19 protein-coding genes are annotated in these 21,035 nt (G+C 60.4%); 4 read left to right on the forward strand and 15 right to left on the reverse strand.

Going from position 1 to position 21,035, the window contains the following annotated elements; genetic code table 11:
- Position 1: 1 nt before the first annotated feature.
- Together crtB and IBX59_RS04090 are read right to left on the reverse strand one after the other, a co-directional pair.
- Entirely contained in the window at positions 2–1,024 is a 1,023-nt protein-coding gene (crtB, locus tag IBX59_RS04085) for a 15-cis-phytoene synthase (protein ID WP_296372682.1), read from the reverse strand.
- Positions 1,021–2,559, reverse strand: coding sequence for a phytoene desaturase (locus tag IBX59_RS04090; protein WP_296372685.1), 1,539 nt, complete (start codon positions 2,557–2,559; stop codon positions 1,021–1,023). Before IBX59_RS04090 ends, crtB begins: the two co-directional genes overlap by 4 nt.
- Before the next feature lie 106 nt (positions 2,560–2,665).
- On the opposite strand from IBX59_RS04090, the gene crtA reads away from it, so the two are divergent.
- From crtA to bchO, 4 genes are read left to right on the forward strand one after another with little or no spacing between them, the layout of a single operon-like run.
- On the forward strand, positions 2,666–3,367 hold the full coding sequence (crtA, locus tag IBX59_RS04095) for a spheroidene monooxygenase (RefSeq protein ID WP_296372687.1): 702 nt from the start codon (positions 2,666–2,668) through the stop codon (positions 3,365–3,367).
- Entirely contained in the window at positions 3,364–4,368 is a 1,005-nt protein-coding gene (gene bchI, locus IBX59_RS04100; protein ID WP_296372688.1) for a magnesium chelatase ATPase subunit I, read from the forward strand. Before crtA ends, bchI begins: the two co-directional genes overlap by 4 nt.
- The gene (locus tag IBX59_RS04105) at positions 4,361–5,980 is read left to right on the forward strand and encodes a magnesium chelatase subunit D (RefSeq protein ID WP_296372690.1); all 1,620 of its coding nucleotides are present in this window, start codon (positions 4,361–4,363) and stop codon (positions 5,978–5,980) included. The genes bchI and IBX59_RS04105 overlap by 8 nt, the downstream gene beginning before the upstream one ends.
- On the forward strand, positions 5,981–6,823 hold the full coding sequence (gene bchO, locus IBX59_RS04110; protein ID WP_296372692.1) for an alpha/beta fold hydrolase BchO: 843 nt from the start codon (positions 5,981–5,983) through the stop codon (positions 6,821–6,823).
- A 45-nt stretch (positions 6,824–6,868) separates the two neighbouring features.
- Here bchO and IBX59_RS04115 read toward each other — a convergent pair whose 3' ends face one another.
- From IBX59_RS04115 to bchB, 13 genes are all read right to left on the reverse strand, one after another.
- Positions 6,869–7,330: a cytochrome c family protein gene (locus IBX59_RS04115; RefSeq protein ID WP_296372694.1), complete on the reverse strand. Its 462-nt coding sequence runs from the start codon at positions 7,328–7,330 to the stop codon at positions 6,869–6,871.
- Positions 7,331–7,442: 112 nt separating this feature from the next.
- Positions 7,443–8,657 carry a 5-aminolevulinate synthase gene (hemA, locus tag IBX59_RS04120; protein ID WP_296372696.1) on the reverse strand — a complete coding sequence of 405 codons (1,215 nt, stop codon included), beginning with the start codon at positions 8,655–8,657 and terminating at the stop codon, positions 7,443–7,445.
- A gap of 5 nt (positions 8,658–8,662) precedes the next feature.
- Positions 8,663–9,448: a putative photosynthetic complex assembly protein PuhE gene (gene puhE / locus IBX59_RS04125; RefSeq protein WP_296372697.1), complete on the reverse strand. Its 786-nt coding sequence runs from the start codon at positions 9,446–9,448 to the stop codon at positions 8,663–8,665.
- Entirely contained in the window at positions 9,448–10,566 is a 1,119-nt protein-coding gene (gene acsF / locus IBX59_RS04130; protein ID WP_296372698.1) for a magnesium-protoporphyrin IX monomethyl ester (oxidative) cyclase, read from the reverse strand. The genes puhE and acsF overlap by 1 nt, the downstream gene beginning before the upstream one ends.
- Entirely contained in the window at positions 10,563–10,859 is a 297-nt protein-coding gene (locus IBX59_RS04135; protein WP_296372700.1) for a hypothetical protein, read from the reverse strand. Before IBX59_RS04135 ends, acsF begins: the two co-directional genes overlap by 4 nt.
- Positions 10,860–10,911: 52 nt before the next feature.
- On the reverse strand, positions 10,912–11,364 hold the full coding sequence (puhC, locus tag IBX59_RS04140) for a photosynthetic complex assembly protein PuhC (RefSeq protein WP_296372703.1): 453 nt from the start codon (positions 11,362–11,364) through the stop codon (positions 10,912–10,914).
- Between the two features lie 5 nt (positions 11,365–11,369).
- Positions 11,370–12,011, reverse strand: a complete 642-nt coding sequence (gene puhB, locus IBX59_RS04145; RefSeq protein WP_296372706.1) for a photosynthetic complex putative assembly protein PuhB — start codon at positions 12,009–12,011, stop codon at positions 11,370–11,372.
- Positions 12,012–12,066: 55 nt separating this feature from the next.
- On the reverse strand, positions 12,067–12,843 hold the full coding sequence (gene puhA / locus IBX59_RS04150) for a photosynthetic reaction center subunit H (RefSeq protein ID WP_296372708.1): 777 nt from the start codon (positions 12,841–12,843) through the stop codon (positions 12,067–12,069).
- 18 nt (positions 12,844–12,861) lie between these two features.
- Entirely contained in the window at positions 12,862–14,292 is a 1,431-nt protein-coding gene (locus IBX59_RS04155) for a PucC family protein (protein ID WP_296372709.1), read from the reverse strand.
- A complete protein-coding gene (gene bchM, locus IBX59_RS04160; RefSeq protein ID WP_296372712.1) occupies positions 14,289–14,981 on the reverse strand; it encodes a magnesium protoporphyrin IX methyltransferase in 693 nt (230 codons plus the stop codon). The genes IBX59_RS04155 and bchM overlap by 4 nt, the downstream gene beginning before the upstream one ends.
- Complete coding sequence (gene bchL, locus IBX59_RS04165; protein WP_296372714.1) at positions 14,981–15,877, reverse strand: ferredoxin:protochlorophyllide reductase (ATP-dependent) iron-sulfur ATP-binding protein; 897 nt, start codon at positions 15,875–15,877, stop codon at positions 14,981–14,983. Before bchL ends, bchM begins: the two co-directional genes overlap by 1 nt.
- Before the next feature lie 37 nt (positions 15,878–15,914).
- Entirely contained in the window at positions 15,915–19,460 is a 3,546-nt protein-coding gene (locus IBX59_RS04170) for a magnesium chelatase subunit H (RefSeq protein WP_296372716.1), read from the reverse strand.
- Complete coding sequence (bchB, locus tag IBX59_RS04175) at positions 19,450–20,994, reverse strand: ferredoxin:protochlorophyllide reductase (ATP-dependent) subunit B (protein ID WP_296372717.1); 1,545 nt, start codon at positions 20,992–20,994, stop codon at positions 19,450–19,452. The genes IBX59_RS04170 and bchB overlap by 11 nt, the downstream gene beginning before the upstream one ends.
- Between the last annotated feature and the right edge of the window lie 41 nt (positions 20,995–21,035).

The raw sequence follows: 21,035 nt of genomic DNA on the forward strand, positions 1-21,035 counted from the left end.
CCTAAGCCAAAGGGCGGCCCGTGCCAATGCCTGCATCGCGCGCGCGCAATTCGGCCAGCACATCCAACACGGCGGTGGACCGGCGCGGATCGGGGCGGGCGCGGCTAGCGGCCTCAACCAGAAAGGCGACTTCGTCCAGCGGTTTGGCATAGATAACGGCAGATCTGGGCATGATCATCGACACACCGGTGCGCAACGTCGATTGCGCCACCCACCCCAGTTTTTGCGCAGCCGACGTGCGGGCGCGCATGGAAATACTGTCATAACCCTGTTTGCGCACCTGCCTGCCAATGCCCGCGTAAATCAGCCGCGCTGCCCAGATGCCTGTGCGTGCCTGCAAGGGCAGCGCGTCAATCCCGGATTCTGACCGCAGGTAAAGCCTGTCCGCCTCGGACAGAAGTCGCTTGACCATCTGCCGGACCGCATCCGTCGGTAACGGGTCGCGGGTGAATTGCACGGGGTCAATCACCGCCTCTGCCAACCAGTCCAGCGGTAGGTAAATCCGGCCCATCCGGGCATCTTCGCCCACGTCGCGGGCGATGTTCGTCAATTGCATCGCCACACCCAGATCGCAGGCCCGCGCTAGCGCGTCCGCATCGCGCACCCGCATCAGCACGCACATCATCGCGCCTACGGCACTGGCAACGCGGGCGGAATAATCGCGCACACCGCTTAAACTGTCGTAACGCCGTTCAGCCGCATCCCATGCCAGCCCTTCCAGCAATGCCTCTGGCAGGGCGCGGGGCATGTCGAACCCTTCGATGATCGCGGCAAAGGCGCGGTCTTCCGGCGCGTTGCGCGGCCTGCCCTGATAAGCAAGGTCCAACCGGTCTTGCAGGCGCAGCACCGCCCCTGTCTGATAATCGCCCTCGTCCACTTCGTCGTCGGCCAGACGGCAAAAGGCATAAAGCGCAAGCGCGGGATCGCGCACCGATGCCGGCAGCAGTTTGCTTGCTGCATGAAACGACAGCGAACCGTGGCGGATCGCATTGTGGCAATGTTCCAGATCATCGGGCCGGATCATTCCGCCGCCACCTTCAGTTCGGGCACAACCGGCGCGTCAGGCACCAGTTTACCCAGCACCTCGGCACTGGAAATCACGCCGGGAACACCCGCACCAGGGTGGGTGCCCGCGCCCACCAGAAACAGCCCCCGCGCCTCTTCGCTGACGTTATGAGGGCGGAACCATGCCGATTGCAGGATGCGCGGTTCGATGGAAAACCCCGACCCGTTGGGCGACAGATACCTGTCGCGGAAATCTGCGGGCGTCAGGGTCATTTCGGTGCTGATCCGGTCGGCAAAACCGGGGATCGTCTTTTCCAGTTCGGCCCGCACCTTGGCCTTGTAGATGTCGCATTCGCGCGCCCAATCGACAGGGTCGTCAAACCCCAGATGCGGCACCGGCGACAGCACATAGAACGTATCATCGCCCGCAGGCGCGACGCTGGGATCGGTGCGCGACGGGCGATGGATATAAAGGCTCATATCATTGGCCAGTTTGCCTTTGATGAAAATATCCCGCAGCAAACCTTCGTAACGAGGGGCGTTGGTGATTGTGTGATGGCCGACATCGGGCCACATCGCGGCGGTTCCTTTTGTGCCAAAATACCACACAAACAGGCCCATCGACCAGCGGCGCGATTTCAGTTTCTTGTCGGTCCAACGCTTGCGGGCCTTGTTGCGCAGCAAATGTTGATAGGTGTGCCCGGCGTCGGCATTGCTGACGACCAGTGGTGCCGCGATCTGCTCACCATCCGTAAGGCGCACGCCTTTGGCGGTGTCGCCGTCGATCAGGATTTCATCCACCTGCACGCCGTGGCGCACCTGCCCGCCCTGCGACCGGATCACGCCAACCATCGCGTCAGCAATCGCCTGCACACCGCCCATGGCGTAATGCACGCCGAATTCCTTTTCCAGATAGGCCACCAGCGCATACATCGCCGTCACCTTGCGGGGATCACCCCCGATGAACAGCGGATGAAACGACAGCGCCATGCGCAATCGTGGGTCGCGCACCCGCGCCTTGGCCAACCCAAGGATCGACCGGTCGGCGCGCAACGCGGCAAAGGTGGGCAGCACCTTGATAGTGTCCCACAGTTTGTGCATCGGCTTGGCGACCATACCTTCGAAACCGACCTTGTAGCAGGCCTCGCTGTCTTTCAGGAACCGTTTGTAGCCTTTCACGTCGCGCGGGCTGAGCCGTGCAACTTCCGCCAGCATCGCATCTGTGTTCTGACGGGCGGTGAATGTCGACCCGTCCTGCCAGCGGACCTCGTAAAATGGGTCCATCGGGCGCAGATCCACATCCTTGTGAAAATCACGCCCGCAGGCCGCCCAAAGTGATTCGTAGACTTGTGGCACTGTGATTATCGTAGGCCCAAGATCGAACCGGTGCCCGTCCTGCATGACAGACGACCCGCGCCCACCCGGTTTATCAAGCCGGTCCAGCACGGTGACGGCATAGCCTTTTGCGCCCAACCGCATCGCTGCTGCAAGGCCACCTAGGCCTGCACCAATGACGATTGCAGCGTTTGAATCGGTTTGATCAGGTATAAACATACCTTATACACTAATAGTGTCAGGTTAAGTTGACAAATACTATTGCACCGCCTTCCCAAATGAGATGCCTTATGTCAGGATTGGTTGACACAAACCGGGGTTTTACGTGACGCAGATCGTCAGCCTTTCATTCTATCGCTTTGCCGGACCGCTGGCGCGTCTCTGGGCGCTTGGAATGATGGGTGGCGCGCGTTTGCCGCTGGCGCGGACACCGCATATCGGGTTCTGGAAACTTTGCGGGTCCGGCACAGGAGAAGGATTCACACCTGTGCCGAATACTGCCGTTTACGCGATTCTGGCCACATGGCCCGATATCGAAACAGCACGCGCACGCACGCAAAACGGGATTTTTGCCCGATATATGCAACGCGCAACAGAACATTGGACCGTTTTTCTAGAGCCCCGCAGCACCCGCGGCGCATGGTCGGGGCAAGCACCCTTTGAACCGACGGCAGGACCGCTGGCAGGACCGCTGGCCGCGCTGACGCGGGCCACGATCAAACCGCGCATCCTGACGCGGTTCTGGCGTCGTGTGCCGAATATTTCCGCGATGATCGGCAGCGATACCAATGTCGCCTTCAAGATCGGTATCGGCGAAGTGCCGATGCTGCATCAGGTTACGTTTTCCATCTGGCCATCCGAACAGGCCATGGCCGCATTCGCCCGCACCGGCCCACACGCCGACGCCATCCGCGCCGTGCGCGACGAAGGCTGGTTTCGCGAAGAACTTTACGCCCGTTTCGCCGTGCATTCCGATATCGGCACGTGGAACGGCACATCCCCCCTATCCAGACTGGAGGCCGCATGACACAGCCTTTCCCCTTTTCCGCGATCGTCGGACAGGAAGAAATGAAACAGGCCATGATCCTGACCGCCATTGACCCATCCATCGGCGGCGTTTTGGTGTTTGGTGACCGTGGCACGGGCAAATCCACCGCCGTGCGCGCGCTGGCCGCCCTGCTGCCGCCCATCCGCGCGATCAAGGGCTGCCCCGTGAACAGCGAAAAGGCCGCGCAGGTGCCCGATTGGGCCAGCCTGAAAACGAAACGCGCCCACGACATGCCCACCCCCGTGATCGACCTGCCCCTTGGCGCAACAGAGGACCGCGTGACCGGCGCGCTGGACATCGAAAAGGCCCTGACCAAGGGGGAAAAGGCGTTTCAACCGGGGCTGCTGGCGCGTGCCAATCGCGGCTATCTGTATATAGACGAGGTGAACCTGCTAGAGGATCATATCGTCGATTTGCTGCTGGATGTCGCCCAATCGGGTGAAAACGTGGTCGAACGCGAAGGGCTGTCGATCCGGCACCCCGCCCGCTTTGTGCTGGTCGGATCCGGCAACCCCGAAGAAGGCGAATTGCGCCCGCAACTGCTTGACCGGTTCGGGCTGTCGGTCGAGGTCGCTTCACCCAAGGATATCGACACGCGGGTTGATGTGATCAAACGTCGCGATGCGTTTGAAAATGACAATGCCGCCTTCATGCTGCGCTGGCAGGCCGAAGACGCCGCGATCCGTGACAAGATCCTGACCGCGCGCAAGGCACTGGCCAAGTTGAAAACCACCGACAGCATTCTGCACGATGTGGCCGAGCTTTGCCTCGCACTTGGGTCGGACGGGCTGCGCGGCGAACTGACCTTACTGAAGGCCGCGCGCGCCTTTGCCGCGTGGCGCAATGATACCGCGCTGACCCGCGCGCATGTTCGCGCCGTCGCCCCCATGGCCCTGCGCCACCGCCTGCGTCGCGATCCACTGGACGAGGCTGGCAGCGGCACCCGCGTTGCCCGCACCGTGGAAGAAGTCCTTGGATAGTTGGGAACAGGCCACGCTTGCCCTGCAACTGGTCGCGATTGATCCGGGGTTGGGCGGCATCACCATCCGCGCCCGGTCCGGCCCGGTGCGCGACAGGCTGCTGGCCTTGGTTGACCCCGCTGCGCGCAAACTGCACCCCGCCATATCGGACGAGGCGCTGTTTGGCGGTCTGAATCTGGCGGCAACGCTGGAAAACGGCCATATTGTGCAGGAACAGGGCCTGTTATCACATCCCGGCGCGCTGATCCTGACGATGGCGGAACGGGCCAGCACGGCGCTTGCCGCGCGGCTGGCAATTGCGCTGGACGCTGGTCAACACAGCCTGATCGCCCTGGACGAAGGCGCCGAACCCGACGAGGCGTTAGATGCCAAACTGGCCGAGCGGCTGGCGTTTCATGTGGATTTGTCAGAGTTGAGCATCAACAACCTGTCGGCACAGGATACCGTGAACCGCGCCACCAGTGATTTGCGCACCATCACGCATAATCCCGATATCCTCCATCAGATCACCGCCATTGCCACGCAACTTGGTATCGACAGCCTGCGCGCGCCGCTGTTCACGCTGCGGGCTGCACGGGCGCTTGCCGCCCTTTTGGGCCGCGATCGTGTCACATCGGACGATCTGGAAACCGCCTGCGCGCTGACGCTGGCCCATCGCGCGACGCGCGTTCCAGAACCGGAACCCCAAGAACCCGAAGCCCCGCCACCCGAACAGGACGACGCGCAAAACAACCAAGACACCGCCGACCTGCCAGATGAATTGCTGTTGGATGCCGTGCGCGCCATGTTGCCCGATAACCTGTTGGAACGGCTGGCCGCGCAAAAGGCGCGCCAAGGGCGGGGCAATGGCACGGGGGCCGCGCGCAAGGGCAACCGTCGTGGCAGGCCGCTGCCATCACGCGCGGGGCGGCTAAGCGATGGCGCACGCATCGACATTATCGCCACCCTGCGCGCCGCCGCCCCCTGGCAGACGATCCGCAAACAGGCGACCGGACGAGACACGTTGCAGATCCGCCCCAGCGACATTCACGTCAAACGGTTCGAGGAAAAATCAGACCGCTTGCTGATCTTCACTGTCGATGCATCGGGGTCATCCGCGCTCAGCCGCCTGGCCGAGGCGAAGGGCGCGGTTGAACTGCTGTTGGCCCAAGCCTATGCGCGGCGCGATCATGTTGCGCTGGTCGCCTTTCGCGGGACCGAGGCGGAATTGCTACTGCCGCCCACCCGGTCGCTGGTGCAGACAAAACGCCGCCTTGCCGCCCTGCCCGGTGGCGGGGCCACACCGCTGGCGGCAGGCATGGTGACAGCCTATGAACAGGCCACGCAAGCCCAGCGCCGGGGGCTGACACCGACCGTTGCGATCCTGACAGACGGGCGAGCGAATATCGCGCTGGACGGCACTGCCAACCGCAAACAGGCCGCGATTGACGCACAGCAAATCGCGCGGCTTCTGCGGGCGGGCAATATTGCAACGCTGGTCATCGACACCGGCAACCGGCCGGAACCGGCGCTGCGCGAATTGGCGCAAACGCTGGCCGCGACCTATCTGCCGATGCCGCGTGCCGATGCAAAACGGCTGTCGCAATCCGTTGCCACTGCCTTGGGCGACTAGATGCGCTGGCCAGAGGATGCAAAGAACTGGCCACTGACCCAGCATTCCCGGCGGGTGCTGTGCCGCCCGCACCGCTGGCATGTGCAGGAACACGGGCACGGCCCGACGACCCTGCTGATACACGGTGCAGGTGGCGCGACGCAAAGCTTTCGCCATCTGTTCCCCCTGCTGGCGCAGGATCATCACGTCATCGCCGTTGATTTGCCCGGTCAGGGGTTCACCCAATCGGGTGCGCAGCAACGCTGCGGACTTGACCATATGGCCGAGGATCTGCTGGCCCTGATCCGGCAGGAAGGCTGGGTGCCAAACCTGATCGTGGCCCATTCCGCCGGTGTCGCAATTGCACTGCGGCTTTATGAACTGGGGCTCCGGCCAGACGGGGGGATCGTCGGAATCAATGCGGCGCTTGGCAATTTCAAGGGTGTAGCGGGCTGGCTGTTTCCGATTATGGCCAAGACACTGGCGGTGACACCGTTCAGCGCCAGCCTGTTTGCGGCAACGACAACGCGCAATTCCGTGCACAACCTGATCAAGGGCACCGGATCCACCCTGCAACCCGAAGGTCTGGACCTTTATTATCGGCTGGCGCGGGATCGCGGGCATGTGGATGCAACGCTGTCGATGATGGCGCAATGGTCGCTGGACGCTTTGCTAAGCCGGCTGGAAAAAATCAACACCCCCGTTCACCTGATCACAGGACAAAACGACAAAGCGGTGCCGCCACAGGTCAGCCGCGATGCCGTGGCAAGGCTGCCCAATGCGCGCCTGACAGAATTGCCTGATCTTGGGCATCTGGCCCATGAAGAAGATGCGCAAACAATCGCAAATTTGATCCGCGCATGAAAAAGGCCGCCCAGGTTTCCCCAGGCGGCCTTTTGGTGTGAACCATTAGTTAGTGGCTTCGGCTTCTTCTTCACCAAAGGTCGAAAGATAGGCGTAAAGGTCATAAGCTTGCGATTCGTCGCGCACTTGATACGCCATTTTGCCGCGGGCACGACGGTCTTCCAGGGTTGCACGCAACCAACCTGTCGGGTCTTGGACGTAGCCTACGAATGTTTCTTCAGTCCAAACACCGTCTGCTTTACCAACGTCAACGATTGAGTCGCCATACCGGAAACCGTCAACAGAACCGATTGTCCGGCCGGCGATACCATAAAGGTTAGGACCGGTTTTCGCATTGCGCCCAGCCAGAACTTCTCCAGATGCATCCTGCACCACGTGGCAAGCCACACACTGACGGTTGAATTGCTCTTCACCAGCGACCGCGTCACCTTGGGTCGATGCGTGGCCATCTGCAAAAGCGGGCGCTGCAAGAACTGCAAAAGCAGCCGCCATAGTAAAACGTTTCATGATCGTGTTCCTTTTCGATCTTTGTTCTTTGACCGTTTGCCCCAGTCGCCGCATAATGTAATGCAACTGATGGTGGGGTCCAGCCCTGCGTGTCAAATGTTACAGTCCTGCGTCACGCAACCGCATGCGCCAAGGCACACTGCCGCCAAAGCACACTCAGAGCTTTGACAAGGTAATCAATATCTGCATCCGTATGCAGCGGCGACGGGGTAAACCGCAACCTTTCCGTGCCTTTGGGAACGGTCGGATAATTGATCGGCTGCACATAGATATCCCATTCGCGCATCAGGTAATCGGCCAGCATCCGCGTTTTTACAGGGTCTTTGATCAGCACCGGCACGATATGGCTTTCGTTGTGCATATGCGGGATACCTTCGCGGTCAAGTGCCGCGCGCAGCCGGGCCACCTGCCGTTTCTGGTGGTCCCGCTCGGATTGCGATTCTTTCAAATAGGCAATGGAAGTGCGCGCAGCAGCAGCAACCGCAGGCGGCAACGCGGTGGTAAAGATGAACCCGCTGGCAAAGCTGCGGATAAAATCACACAGCGCCGCCGACCCGGTGATATAGCCGCCAACAACGCCAAATGCCTTGCCCAATGTGCCCTCGATCAGGGTGATCCGGTCGGCCAGCCCTTCTTGTTCGCTGACGCCGCCACCGCGGGGGCCATACATGCCGACGGCATGCACCTCATCCAGATAGGTCATTGCGCCGTATCTTTCGGCCACCTCGACGATCTCGCGGATCGGGGCGATGTCGCCATCCATCGAATAGACGCTTTCGAATGCGACAATCTTGGGCACGTCCCGCGGCAGGGCGCGCAGCTTCATTTCCAGATCATGCACATCGTTATGCTTCCAGATCACCTTGTGGGCGCGGGAATGGCGGATGCCCTCGATCATGCTGGCGTGGTTGCCCGCATCCGACAGGATCACGCAGTTTTCCAACCGGCTGCCCAGCGTGGACAGTGCGGCCCAGTTCGACACATAGCCGCTGGTGAACAGCAGCGCCGCCTCTTTGCCGTGCAGATCGGCCAGTTCGTGTTCCAGCAGCAAGTGATCGTGATTGGTGCCGCTGATATTGCGCGTCCCGCCTGATCCGGTGCCGGTGCGTTCGACCGCCTCGCACATGGCGGCAATGACCGCCGGGTGCTGGCCCATGCCCAGATAATCATTCGAACACCACACGGTAACATCGCGCACGCCGTCCTCTGCGTGGTTGGCCGCCCTTGGGAATTTCCCGCACTGGCGTTCCAGCTCGGCAAAATAGCGATAGTTGCCATCATCTTTCAGCTGGTTCAGCTGCGCGTTGAAAAGGGCATCATAATCCATTGGTCTTATCTTTCTTCTTTGGTCATGGTTTTGGGCGCGGGCAACATCCAGCGCCAGAGTTTTGCATCAGGCAGCGGTATCACCATCAGCCAGTGTTCAAGCAGCGCCAGCGCCGCCAACGCAGTCAGCAGGGAAAACCCCACGATGTGTGCATCTGTTCCGGCCATCCAAAGCCGTTCGGCGCAAACGGCCAGCAGCGCGGTCAACACGGTGATCGCCACCGGAAAGGCCAGTGTGGCCGGGCCGCGGCGAAAGTAGGATTTCAGGTGCTGCAAACGGTCGGGCACGAATTCAAGGTTGATCCGAGGCACGCCAAAAAACAGGTTCAGCTTGGCGAAAATGCGGGCCAGAAACAGCACCAGATAGGTGGCCAGCGCCATGCGGTTCGGCGCGCCCTGCGACAGCAACACAAGCCCCAGCAATCCGACTGTCAGTAACAATTCATGATAGGCAACCGTCGCAAAGGCACGGTTGAAACGGTCCTTGCCAGAAAGGCCCGGCAGGCAGTCATCGCGCATCGGCCCTGTCACAACGCCCGTGAGAAAGGCCATTTCCACCCAGCCCCAGACCGCCAAGGCCCCTAGAAAGCCAAGATAGACACCCTGCACGCTGGTATTCGCCAGCGATGCCGCCACCGCCCAGAACCCCAGCACAAGCAGCGGCACACCGGCAAAGACCGTCATGCCATGTGTGCCCTGCCTGTCGGCCCGCCGCACCGCCACCAGAATCGCCCCGGTGGAAAACCACCAGAGGAATATGGCAAACAGCGATGCGACCCAAGGTGATGTCATCAGTATGCGGGCTCCAACCTTGGGCTATCGGGCACTGCGTTCTTTTCCACCGGAATGGTCATCAGCGACAAGAACGCAAATCCCGCCGTGGCCGACCCTGCCATGCGCTTGACCCAGCCACCAACACCGCCTTGCTTGCGGCCCTTGGCGATCTGCACATTCGCGGCCTCCATCCGGCGCAGTGTCGGCTTCCAGCGTGGGTGGTCGATATCCAGCACCATCGGGAACACCTGACGCGAAATGTCAGACGTCTTGCGGAATACTTCCTGCCCATACCATTCGGGATCAACGCCCAGCGCCTTGTGGAATTCCGGGCGCTGGTGGTCGCGCACCCACATGGTCGAAAACACCGCCGTCAGGAAAAACTTGATCCACATGCGGTTGGCCCAGCTTTGCGTCAGCTTGGGGTCAGTTTTCAGCAGCAAGGCGAACGCCTCGCCGTGGGAAAACTCGTCGTTGCACCATTCACGGAACCACTTGAAAATCGGGTGGAACCGCATTTCTGGATGCTCCTCCAGATGGCGGAAGATCGTGATATAGCGGGCATAGCCGATCTTTTCCGACAGATACGTGGCGTAATAGATGAATTTGGGCCGGAAATAGGTGTATTTCTTGGCCTGCGTCAGAAACCCAAGGTTCACCGCGATCCCTGCCTCGCGCAGGGCATCGTTGATGAAACCGGCATGGCGTGCCTCGTCCCGGGCCATCAACTGAAACAGGGTGGTGATATCTTCGTTCGAACCACGGCGTTTCATTTCCTTATACAGCACACAGCCCGAAAATTCCGCCGTGCAGGACGAAATCAGAAAGTCGATGAACTCCGCTTTCAGTTTCGGTTCCATCCCGTCCCAATCAACGGTGTCCCAATCTTCGTTCTTGCGAAAATGGCCCTTGTTGGGGTCTGCCTTCATCTGGCCGATCAGCTTGTCCCAGTCTTTGCGAACCGGGGTGACGTCGATCGCGTCCATTTCTTCGAAATCGGTGGTGTAGAACCGCGGCGTCAGCAGCGTGTTCGACATCGCGACCTTGGTCGCCTCTTCGTTGGTCAGCGGCGGCAGGGCCTCTTGCGCGGCAATGGCTTCTTCGGCGGTGGCCGCATTGGAAGAATGCATGTTCATGACATCACCTCTTCGCTGAAGGAAAATTCGCACAGTTCCATGAATTCCAGATCACCCGTCGCGCGGGTCCACATCTGTTCCAGCTTCGATGCGCGGGTGATGACGGCGGTGCGCTGTTCCTCGATCATTTCACCAAAGGCGGCCATGATTTCCGGGCCTTGCACCTGCACCGTGTCGCCCGGGTGGATGACAGCGCCATTGTCCAGCCGGACATGCGCCGAAAGTTCTTCGAACCGGTGCGAAATCGTCACCGTGCAAGGTGCGGTTTCCTTTTCTCTAAAAATCAGTCCCATGTGAGTTCCCTTTCACATTTCATGCAAGCAGGGGGCTAGCCCGCGCACGGTTTCAATCCAGCAGCCGGGCAAAGGCCGCCACGTTATCCACGCCATAGCCGATCAGTTCGACAGACAGCCCGGTGGTTTCATCAACAACGGCAACATTGCCATTCTCGCGGCGCAGCACCGTAATCGGCGCATCAGAGGTTTTCGCCTGCAACTGGCGTTCGCGATCAAAGACCCGGCCAATCACACCGATGAACCCGGCCTTGTCTTCGCCGGACACGGCCAGTTGATGGCCGTCCAGATCACGCACAACGTAAACACCGTTGCGATCACCCGTCAGCACGATCTGGCGCGTGATTTCGACTGGTGTTTGCTGCACCTGCGCGATCGGATCACGCCCCGTGAACGTCGCAAAACTGACCAGCCCCAACGTAGCAAGCATCAGGGCGAACATGCCCTGCACAAGCACCTTGGGCACCATGTCGCGGTCGTGGTGACGGGTTGATACCTGTGACATCGCGCTTACTCCGCTGCGACGGCGTTGCCGTCGTTCTGTGTTGCACTGCGCGTCACGACAGGCTGGGAAATGCGGGTTTCAGCCGCGTCGGCAAAGATACGCGCGACGTTTTCGGCATCGGGGATGCAGCGCAGCGCGGGCTGGGTGCGCGACATATACCACGGGCGCACATGCGGCCATGTCATCAGATAAGACACCCTGCTATCCCCGATCAGTTCAAACGCCAGCGTGCCGTGACCGGATGGTTTGATGTCCAGTTTTGCAGTGCCGATCCATGTATAAGGCAGGTTCAGCGTCATGGTCAGCGCCGCACCAATCCGCATCGCAACGCGTTTGTTGGTCAACGTGTAAACCGTGGCGCGGGCCTGCACATAGGCAATGCCATAAAGAATTGAACAGGCGATGACCCCGGCCACCACAAAGGGCAACCCATGCATCACCGACACGCCAAGCGAATAATCCGCTGACGATGCCCCAACCCGCCAGATGGTCAGCAGGGCGAAATACCCCGCCACCCAGCGCAGGTTCAGTGCCTCGCGGGCCAGGCGGCGCGGATCGGGCGACCCTTGCCACAAGATATGTTCATCGGCGGGCAGTGCCTCTGGCAGACCGCGGATGGGTTCAACTTTGAAATCGTCGTGGCTCATGACTGGTTCCCTTTGGTGTCAGTGCGGCCCCGGTGGCGAACCGGGGCCACGAGGTTCAGGCGTTCATTGCGCTGGGTTTGGCATAAAGCGTTCCGCCGGCGACGTAGCCGCAAATTTTATCTTCTTCGAGCAGCGTCACCTTGTCGGCGTTTTTCGTCGTCGGGATGCCTTCCCAGTTATGGGCATGCAGCGCGCGCACGGTCACACAGTCCGAACTGATCTTGGCCATCGTCATAGGGACAAGCCGGGTTTTGCCGCTGCCCTCGGGGTTCAGATCAACGGTCAGGTAACGCACCAGCTGTTCCGGCACATCGACCCACATGTCGATGACACGCCCGACGATCTCACCGTCACCACCGACAACGGCCTTGCCGCGCGGGTCGCGCCCGGCGGACACGCGGAAATCTTCCAACGTGGACATCGGCTTGATCTTGGCGTGGCCTTCGTAATCCAGTTCAGGTTCATCGCGCCGAATTGCCCAGCTTGCGGGGCCGACACCATCGACCATCGGATCACCAGTTGGAACCCATGGTGAACCTGTCGCCACCGCCGATGGTGCAAGGGCCAGATCGCTGCGGATCAACGTATCTTCGTGTTCCTTGTTTGGCACGGTTAGCGTGCCGCGCCCGTTGCGCAGGTGAAACGTCTTTTCCTTGGGCAGCGGAAACAGGCTTTCGTTTGCGGGCACCTGATCGTCGTCATCGCGCAGGGGATAGCCTTCGCGCATGTTTTCAGTCTGAAGATAGTAAACGAGACCTGCGAAAAAGATCCAGAAAAGCCAGATTGCCGCGCTCGCCAGATCGAAGTTTCCAAAGAATGTAGTGCCAACCATGATAGTTCCTTTCAGTGGTCAGGTCGGGAAATCGGCCAATCCCAGCTTGGCAGACCCCCCGCGTGTCATGGCCCGGACCCGCACAAGCGGCCCAAGCACAATCAGAGTGATGAATAAAAGGCCGATTTCGGTGTGATAAACGACCGAATAGCCGGTGGCAGGCGTGGCGAGCGCCTCTCCCAAGGTGCCGTTCCCAGCGGCATGGTTCACAAGGTCGCGCAAGGCGCCCCCGATAAAGATGGACAGCCCCGCGCCGGTGGCCTGCGCGGCCCCCCAGGCGCCAAGGGCCAGACCGCGACCGGCATTGCCGATTGCAGGCATCGTCATGGCGGCAGTCAGGGTAGCAACCCCGAACAGCCCGCCACCGAAACCGATCAACGTTGCGCCGACGAAAAACAGCAGCTGTGAATCGACCGGCGCGGCAAAGATAACAGCGCAGAACGCAGCGATGCCTGTCAGAATACCGCGCGTTGCCATGCGGTAAGGGTCCATCCCCTGCCCCAGCCAGCGCGCCGCCATACCAAAGCCAACCAGCGCGCCACCGGCCCACATCGCTGTCAGCATCGTTGTGGCAGATACAGAAAGTCCCAGAATTTCACCGCCATATGGTTCCAGCAACACGTCTTGCATGTTGAATGCCATGGCCCCCACAAACACGACCGCCAGCAGCCGACCAGCATCGCCGCCACTGGCCAGATCCTTCCACGCATCGCGAAAGGTCGGGCTTGCGACTTCGCGTTCGGCCTTGGACATGGGGCGAACCTTTTCTTGCTTCCACAGCGCGATCAGGTTCAACAGCAGCGTCACAACGGCGGTGCCCTGCACCACCTGCACCAGGCGCAACGCGGAATAATCGCGCAGCAAGGCCCCGATGATGATGGCGGAAAACACCATCCCCACCAGATACATGACATATAAAAGAGCGACGACCTTGGGGCGCGTTTCCTCGGTCGCGCGATCGGCGGCCAGCGCAAGACCGGCGGTCTGGGTCATATGCATCCCGATGCCGGTCAGCAAAAACGCGAGGCCCGCCCCCACATAGCCCGCCCAATCCACGTCAAGCGCGCGATCACCGGCCAAAACAAGCAGCGCCATCGGCATGATGGCAAGGCCACCAAACTGCCACATGGTGCCGAACCACAGATAGGGGATACGTTTCCAGCCAATCGCGGATTTGTAGTTGTCCGACTTGAACCCCACCAACGCCCGGAACGGCGCGACCAGCACAGGGATCGCGATCATCGCCGCCACCAGCATCGCGCCGATGTTCAGTTCCACGATCATCACGCGGTTCAACGTGCCCAGCAGCATCACTGCCGCCATACCCACCGACACCTGAAACAACGACAGGCGCAACAATTGGCCCAACGGCAGATCATCGCTGACCGCATCGCTGAACGGCAACATATTGACCGAAAGACGTTTCAGGGCAGAGGCTTTGAAAATCATTTGGCGGACCCTTCGAAAACCAAGGCGTTCGAGATGTAGAAACCAGACTTTACCCGCGCGATGTCGCGCAGGTTGCCCTTGATGCCTGCCGTGCGCAGCGCGCTTGCCACACCGGCCACGGTATGCGGCACCATCGTGGGGCTGCGATCAGCGCGGGGAAACAGTTTGCCGACGCGCCACATCGCCATCAATGCAGGTGTGCGCGGGGCGACGGTAAAGATGAATTTGCCACTGACCCGGTGCGCGGCACGACCCAAAAGGGCGGCAATATCACGGGCGTCGTAGTAAATGAGCGAATCCATCGCGACGGCATGGTCAAACTCGCCGCGCGTGGCCTCTAGCATATCACCGGCAATCCAGTTGATCTTGCCATGCATCCCCGTGGGCATCCGCTTGCGCGCAATCTCGATCAGCGCGGGCGAAATATCGGCGGCCACCACATCGGCCCCACGCTGGGCCAGTTCGACCGCCAGCGCGCCGGTGCCGCAACCGGCATCCAATATCCGCGCACCGCGCAGATCATCCGGCAGCTGCGCCAGCAACAGATCACGCATCTGGTCGCGGCCTGCACGCACTGTGGCGCGAATCCCCGACACCGGCGCATCCGATGTCAGCCGTTCCCACGTCTTGGTCGCGGAACGGTCGAAATAATGTTCAACCCGGTCACGTGTGGCGGCGTAGTCCGGCATCAATCAAACCCCAGCAATTCAAAGATTTCACGATCCGGCAACGGTGCAGGCGCTTGCGGCTCTGTCCCGTTCCAAAGCAATTCGGCAAGCCGGATATATTCCTTGCGCACCTGCACGACCTCTTCCTCGTCGGGCATTTCGAACAGGGTCTTTTTCTTCAGCCGCGACCGGCGGATCGCATCCAGATCGGGCATATGCGCGATGCGGTTAAAGCCGACAGTCTTGCAAAAACGGTCCACCTCGTCGGTGGCCTTTGACCGGTTGGCGACACAGCCCGCCAGCCGCACCTTGTAATTGGCCGATTTTGCCTGCACAGCGGCAATGATCCGGTTCATTGCGTAGATGCTGTCAAAGTCATTGGCGGTGACAATCAGCGCGCGATCGGCGTGTTGCAACGGGGCGGCAAAGCCACCGCAAACCACATCACCCAGCACATCGAAAATCACCACATCGGTGTCTTCCAGCAGGTGATGCTGTTTCAGCAGCTTGACCGTCTGGCCAACGACATAACCACCACAGCCGGTTCCCGCTGGCGGGCCGCCCGCCTCGACGCATTTGACACCGTTGAAACCTTCGAAAATGAAATCCTCGGGGCGCAGTTCTTCGGCGTGGAAATCCACTTCTTTCAGAATGTCAATCACTGTCGGCACCAATGTGCCGGTCAGTGTGAACGTGCTGTCATGCTTGGGGTCGCAACCAATCTGCAACACCCGCTTACCCATCATCGAAAAGGCGGCAGACAGGTTCGACGATGTCGTCGATTTCCCGATCCCGCCCTTACCGTAAACGCTGAAAACCTTGGCGCCTTCGATCTTGGTCTCATCATCCTGATGAACCTGCACCGAACCTTCGCCATCAAGACCCTTCAGGTTTGGAATTTCGTCTCTGGGGCTCATGAGAGCCTCCTTTCAGTTGTATTCATTGTGAAAAAGGTCACTCTGCTGCCACCCCTTCCATGCGATCCTCAAGTGCGTCTGCGGCATCCTGCAAGGCCGCGCGCATATCGGCATCCGGCGTCCAGTAATCGCGGTCTGATGCCTCTAACAGGCGGTTTGCCATCCGCATTGATGCCTGTGGGTTCAGCGCCGCCAACCGTTCGCGCATTGCCTTGTCCAGCACGAATGTTTCTGACAGGCGCTGATAGACCCAAGGCTCCACCTCGCCCGTCGTCGCCGACCAGCCCAGCGTATTGGTGACATGCGCCTCGATCTGGCGCACACCTTCGTGGCCGTGGTTCAACAGGGCCTCGTAAAACTTCGGGTTCAGGCTGCGCGACCGGGTTTCCAGCGCGACCTGTGCCTGAAGGCTGCGCACCTTGGCCGCACCCCGCGTCTGGTCGCCGATGTAGACCGGCGCACTAACACCGCCCTTGGCCCGTTTCACGGCCCGCGAAATGCCGCCCAGCGTGTCAAAATAGTGGTCCACAGTGGTGACCCCCAGTTCGACCGATTCAAGGTTCTGATAGGCCAGATCAACGTCTTTCAACGCTTTTTGCAGCAGTGCGGGGTTCTGCGCTGCCTTGCCGTTGACACCATAGGCGAAGGATTTGCGCGCCTCATAGGCATCGGCCAATTCGTCCTCGTCTCCAAAGGCAGAACTATCGACCAACTGGTTCACGTTGGATCCATAGGCCCCTTCAGCGTTTGAAAACACCCGCAAGGCGGCGATTTCCAGATCACAGCCCATGTCAGCCGCATAGGTCAGTGCATGGGCGCGAATGAAATTCTGGTCCAGCGGTTCATCGGCCTGCGCGCATTTCAGCGCGGCTTCGGCCAGCATCCGGGTTTGCAACGGCAGCAGATCGCGGAAAATGCCCGACAGCGTCATGATTACGTCAATCCGCGGACGCCCCAGCGTTTCCAGCGCGATCAGGTCGGCGCCGGCCAAGCGGCCAAAATTGTCAAAGCGTGGCACAGCGCCCATCAGGGCCAGCGCCTGCCCGATCGGGCCACCGTCGGATTTGATATTGTCCGACCCCCACAGCACTAACGCAACAGTGCGCGGCATCGCATCATGGGTTTTCAGCAGCAGGTCAGCCTGCTTGCGGCCTTCGGTGATCGCAAAGGCTGTCGGCATCCGGAACGGGTCAAACGCATGGATATTGCGCCCCGTCGGCACGATCTGCGGGCTGCGGATCAGGTCGCCCCCCGGCACAGGTGCGATGTAATGGGCCGACAGCGCGCGCATCAGGGCAGGCAATTCGTGATCTTTCTTCAGCAATTCCGCCGCGCGGTCGGCCGCCGCGCCCGGTGGCATCAGGCGGATCATATCGGCGCGGGCGGCGTCCGACAGCGGCTTGCCGACAATATGCAGCCCTTCGGTGATCAACGATCCTTCGGTTTCCAGCAGGGTCAGCCACAGCTTGTCAATGTTGCGCGCATCCATATCAACCGCAGTGGCCTGATCGCGGATCAGCAGTTCCAGATCGGCGCGCTGGCCATCGTCGCTGCGCATCTCGCGCCAGCGGGTCAGGCTGTCTTTCAACTCGGCCAACCCCTTATACAGACCCGCCGTGGTCAGTGGCGGCGTCAAATGGGTGATGGTGATGGCGTTTGACCGGCGCTTGGCCAGCGTCGCCTCAGACGGGTTGTTGGCGGCATAAAGATACACATTCGGCATCGCACCGATCAGCCGGTCAGGCCAGTCTTTCGCGCCCATCCCGGCCTGCTTGCCCGGCATGAATTCCAGCGCGCCATGCATCCCGAAATGCAGCAGCACATCCGCATCATACGTGTCGCGTAGCCATTGATAAAACGTGACAAAGGCATGGGTCGGGGCAAAGCCGCGTTCGAACAGCAGGCGCATCGGGTCGCCCTCGTAACCAAACGTCGGCTGCACGCCGACAAACACATTGCCGAACTGATGCCCCAAAATGAAAACACCGCGCCCGTCCGATTGCACCTTGCCGGGGGCCGGCCCCCAAACGGCCTCGACCTCGGCCAGATGCGGGCTGGTGCGCACGATGGTGTCGGCATCGACATGGGCAGCGACATTCGCCTCTTGGCCATATTGCGCGGCATTGCCTTTCAGGACCATGGTGCGCAGATCGTCCACGGTGTCAGGAACATCCACAGTATACCCATCGGCCTTCATCGCGGTCAGCGTATTTTGAAGGCTCTCAAAAACGCTCAGATATGCGGCGGTGCCCACCGCGCCCGCATTGGGCGGAAAGCCGAACAAAACCACGCCAACCTTTTTGTCGGCATTGCGCTTGCGGCGCAGGGTCGCCAGACGCAGGGTTTTCTCGGTCAGGCTGTCGATGCGTTCATGACAAGGCGCCATCGCCTTGCAATCCGAAATACCTGGGCAGGCCAGCGCGCATCCCTTGCACCCATCCACACCATGACGCCCGGCGAAAACGGTAGGGTTCGTCGCCCCGTCGATTTCAGGCAAGGCAACCAGCATCGTCGTTTCAATCGGGCCAAGCCCTTGCGGGCTGTCGGCCCATTGGCCAAGGGTCTGAAATTCCAGCGGCTGGGCCGCGATGTATGGCACATCAAGATCGCTCAGCAGCTTCACCGCCATGTCGCTGTCGTTATAGGCAGGGCCGCCGATCAGGGAAAAACCGGTCAGCGACACCATCGCATCGACGTTACCTTGAAAATACTGTTCAATCGCAGGACGGCCATCCAGACCACCGGCAAAGGCGGCGATGACACGCATCCCTTTCGCCTCGAATGCGCGTATCACAGCATCGTAATGCGCACAGTCAGACGCAAGGATATAAGACCGCAACATCAACAGGCCCACGGTCGCCACAGGCGCGTCAGGTTGGGGCAAAGCGTCCAGATCGGTGACAATCCGGTGACCCGGCAGGTCAGGATGATACACGCCCACTTCAGGGTATGCGATTGGCGCCTTGGCCTGTGCACCCTGCCAATCGGCGCGGGTAGCATAGCGACCGATCAGGAACCGGATCAACTGTTCAACATTGTCATCCGACCCGCCCAGCCAATACTGCATCGCCAGAAACCATGCGCGCAAATCCTGCGCCTTGCCAGGGATCAGCCGCAGGATCTTGGGCAGGCGGCGCAGCATCTTCATCTGCTTGGCGCCGGAATCCGACGACGGCTTGGCTGATCCGCGCAGCTTTTTCAGCAGCGCCATAGCCCCGCTGGCAGGCTTGGACATATCCAGATCGCCCATGCGCGTCAGCTTAACGATTTCGCCATCCGCAATCATGCCCAGCATCGCATCACAGCTATGACGGCGGGCCTGCATGACAGGAAGGATCGCCTTGATATGTTCCTCAAGAAACAAAAGGTTCGCGATGATAATGTCACCACCGGCAATCGCATCGCGGGCGCGCGCCAGCGCAGCAGGGCTTTCGCCCCATTCAGCGGCGGACAGAACCTGCACGTCCAGCCCGGGAAAATCGGGGGCCAGACGGGCCGACACACGCGCCGCAGGACCAGCGGCATGGGCATCCAGCGTGACAATCACCACGCGGTAGGGCCTAGGGATCACCTCATCGCGCATAATGTGCCTTTGCTTCATAAAGTGTATCAAGGCTGATTTCGTTCAGCCCTTTCTGAACGGCAAAAGCCTCGGTATTGCGGCGGGCCTTGCCACGAACAAAGAACGGTATTTTCTTCAATTCCTTTTCCGCATCCGACAACCACACGATGTTATCATCAGCAGGCTCCTGCTTCATCTTGGCCGGAAAACTCCCGCCGGAGGCGTCCAAATTTCGCGAAATTTGGACATGCCCACCGTGATGGCTAGGGCCTGCGGCATCATGAAATTCGAAATCATCGCGGAACATTGTCAGCAAATGTTCCTCAAGCCCCATGACAAGCGGGTGGATCAGCGTGTCAAAAATGACATTCGCCCCCTCGAATCCGGCCTGCGGGGAATAGCGGGCAGGATAGTCCTGCACATGCACAGGCGCGGAAATCACGGCGCAGGGAATGCCAAGGCGCTTGCCGATATGGCGTTCCATCTGTGTGCCAAGGATCATTTCGGGTGATACCGCCTCGATCGCCGCCTCGACCTCGAGGTAATCATCGGTGATCAAGGCGGTCAGCCCGTAATTCTGGGCCAGAGCCCGGATGGGGCGCGCCATTTCGCGGTTGTAGCAGCCGATGCCAACCACCTCGAACCCCATTTCATCGCGGGCGATGCGGGCGTAGGCGGCGACATGGGTGCCGTCGCCAAAGATGAACACGCGCTTGCCGGTCAGATAGGTGCTGTCCACCGACCGCGACCACCATGGCAGGCGCAGGCGGCTTTCGTCGATTGCTAAGGATTTGCCGATGATCTGGCCCACCTCGGCGATGAAATCGCGGGTGGCACCAACGCCGATGGGCACGATTTTCGTGTAGGGCTGACCATGGGTCTTTTCCAGCCAGCGGGCCGCTGCCTCGCCTGTTTCAGGCGACAGCAGCACGTTGAAATGCGCAGCAGGCAGGCGCGTAATATCCGCAGGCGTTGCCCCCAGCGGTGCAACCACATTGATGTCAATGCCAAGTTCGGACAGCAACCCGCTTATTTCTTCCACATCGTCGCGGTGGCGGAACCCAAGGGCGGTTGGCCCTAGGATGTTGCATGTCACACGCGCGGTACGGTTCTGCGCGCGCGCGAGATTCTTGACGATCTGGTAAAATGTCTCGTCCGCGCCAAAATTTTCCTTGCGGCTATAGCTGGGCAATTCCAGCGGGATCACCGGGATCGACAGACCCATGGTTTCCGACAAACCGGCGGGATCATCCTGGATCAGTTCCGCAGTGCAGGACGCACCCACGATGATGGCCTGTGGGTTGAATCGGTCAACGGCATCCTGACAGGATTTCTTGAACAGGGTTGCGGTGTCAGACCCCAGATCGCGCGCCTGAAAGGTGGTGTAGCTGACCGGCGGACGGTGGTCACGCCGTTCGATCATGGTGAACAGCAAATCAGCGTATGTGTCGCCCTGTGGCGCGTGCAGCACGTAATGCAACCCCTTCATCGCTGTGGCGACGCGCATGGCGCCAACGTGCGGCGGGCCTTCATATGTCCAGACGGTCAGTTTCATGGCTGACCCCCGGGGCGCTGCCCCGGACCCCGGAGTTTTTC

The organism is Yoonia sp. (assembly GCF_014859355.1).
Taxonomy (GTDB): domain Bacteria; phylum Pseudomonadota; class Alphaproteobacteria; order Rhodobacterales; family Rhodobacteraceae; genus Yoonia.

Excerpts from the sequence above, each read along its gene's own strand:
- crtB (WP_296372682.1), bottom strand. The coding sequence starts at position 1,024 with ATGATCCGGCCCGATGATCTGGAACATTGCCACAATGCGATCCGCCAC.
- IBX59_RS04090 (WP_296372685.1), bottom strand. The coding sequence starts at position 2,559 with ATGTTTATACCTGATCAAACCGATTCAAACGCTGCAATCGTCATTGGT.
- bchI (WP_296372688.1), top strand. The coding sequence starts at position 3,364 with ATGACACAGCCTTTCCCCTTTTCCGCGATCGTCGGACAGGAAGAAATG.
- bchO (WP_296372692.1), top strand. The coding sequence starts at position 5,981 with ATGCGCTGGCCAGAGGATGCAAAGAACTGGCCACTGACCCAGCATTCC.
- IBX59_RS04115 (WP_296372694.1), bottom strand. The coding sequence starts at position 7,330 with ATGAAACGTTTTACTATGGCGGCTGCTTTTGCAGTTCTTGCAGCGCCC.
- hemA (WP_296372696.1), bottom strand. The coding sequence starts at position 8,657 with ATGGATTATGATGCCCTTTTCAACGCGCAGCTGAACCAGCTGAAAGAT.
- puhE (WP_296372697.1), bottom strand. The coding sequence starts at position 9,448 with ATGACATCACCTTGGGTCGCATCGCTGTTTGCCATATTCCTCTGGTGG.
- acsF (WP_296372698.1), bottom strand. The coding sequence starts at position 10,566 with ATGAACATGCATTCTTCCAATGCGGCCACCGCCGAAGAAGCCATTGCC.
- IBX59_RS04135 (WP_296372700.1), bottom strand. The coding sequence starts at position 10,859 with ATGGGACTGATTTTTAGAGAAAAGGAAACCGCACCTTGCACGGTGACG.
- puhC (WP_296372703.1), bottom strand. The coding sequence starts at position 11,364 with ATGTCACAGGTATCAACCCGTCACCACGACCGCGACATGGTGCCCAAG.
- puhB (WP_296372706.1), bottom strand. The coding sequence starts at position 12,011 with ATGAGCCACGACGATTTCAAAGTTGAACCCATCCGCGGTCTGCCAGAG.
- puhA (WP_296372708.1), bottom strand. The coding sequence starts at position 12,843 with ATGGTTGGCACTACATTCTTTGGAAACTTCGATCTGGCGAGCGCGGCA.
- IBX59_RS04155 (WP_296372709.1), bottom strand. The coding sequence starts at position 14,292 with ATGATTTTCAAAGCCTCTGCCCTGAAACGTCTTTCGGTCAATATGTTG.
- bchM (WP_296372712.1), bottom strand. The coding sequence starts at position 14,981 with ATGCCGGACTACGCCGCCACACGTGACCGGGTTGAACATTATTTCGAC.
- bchL (WP_296372714.1), bottom strand. The coding sequence starts at position 15,877 with ATGAGCCCCAGAGACGAAATTCCAAACCTGAAGGGTCTTGATGGCGAA.
- IBX59_RS04170 (WP_296372716.1), bottom strand. The coding sequence starts at position 19,460 with ATGCGCGATGAGGTGATCCCTAGGCCCTACCGCGTGGTGATTGTCACG.
- bchB (WP_296372717.1), bottom strand. The coding sequence starts at position 20,994 with ATGAAACTGACCGTCTGGACATATGAAGGCCCGCCGCACGTTGGCGCC.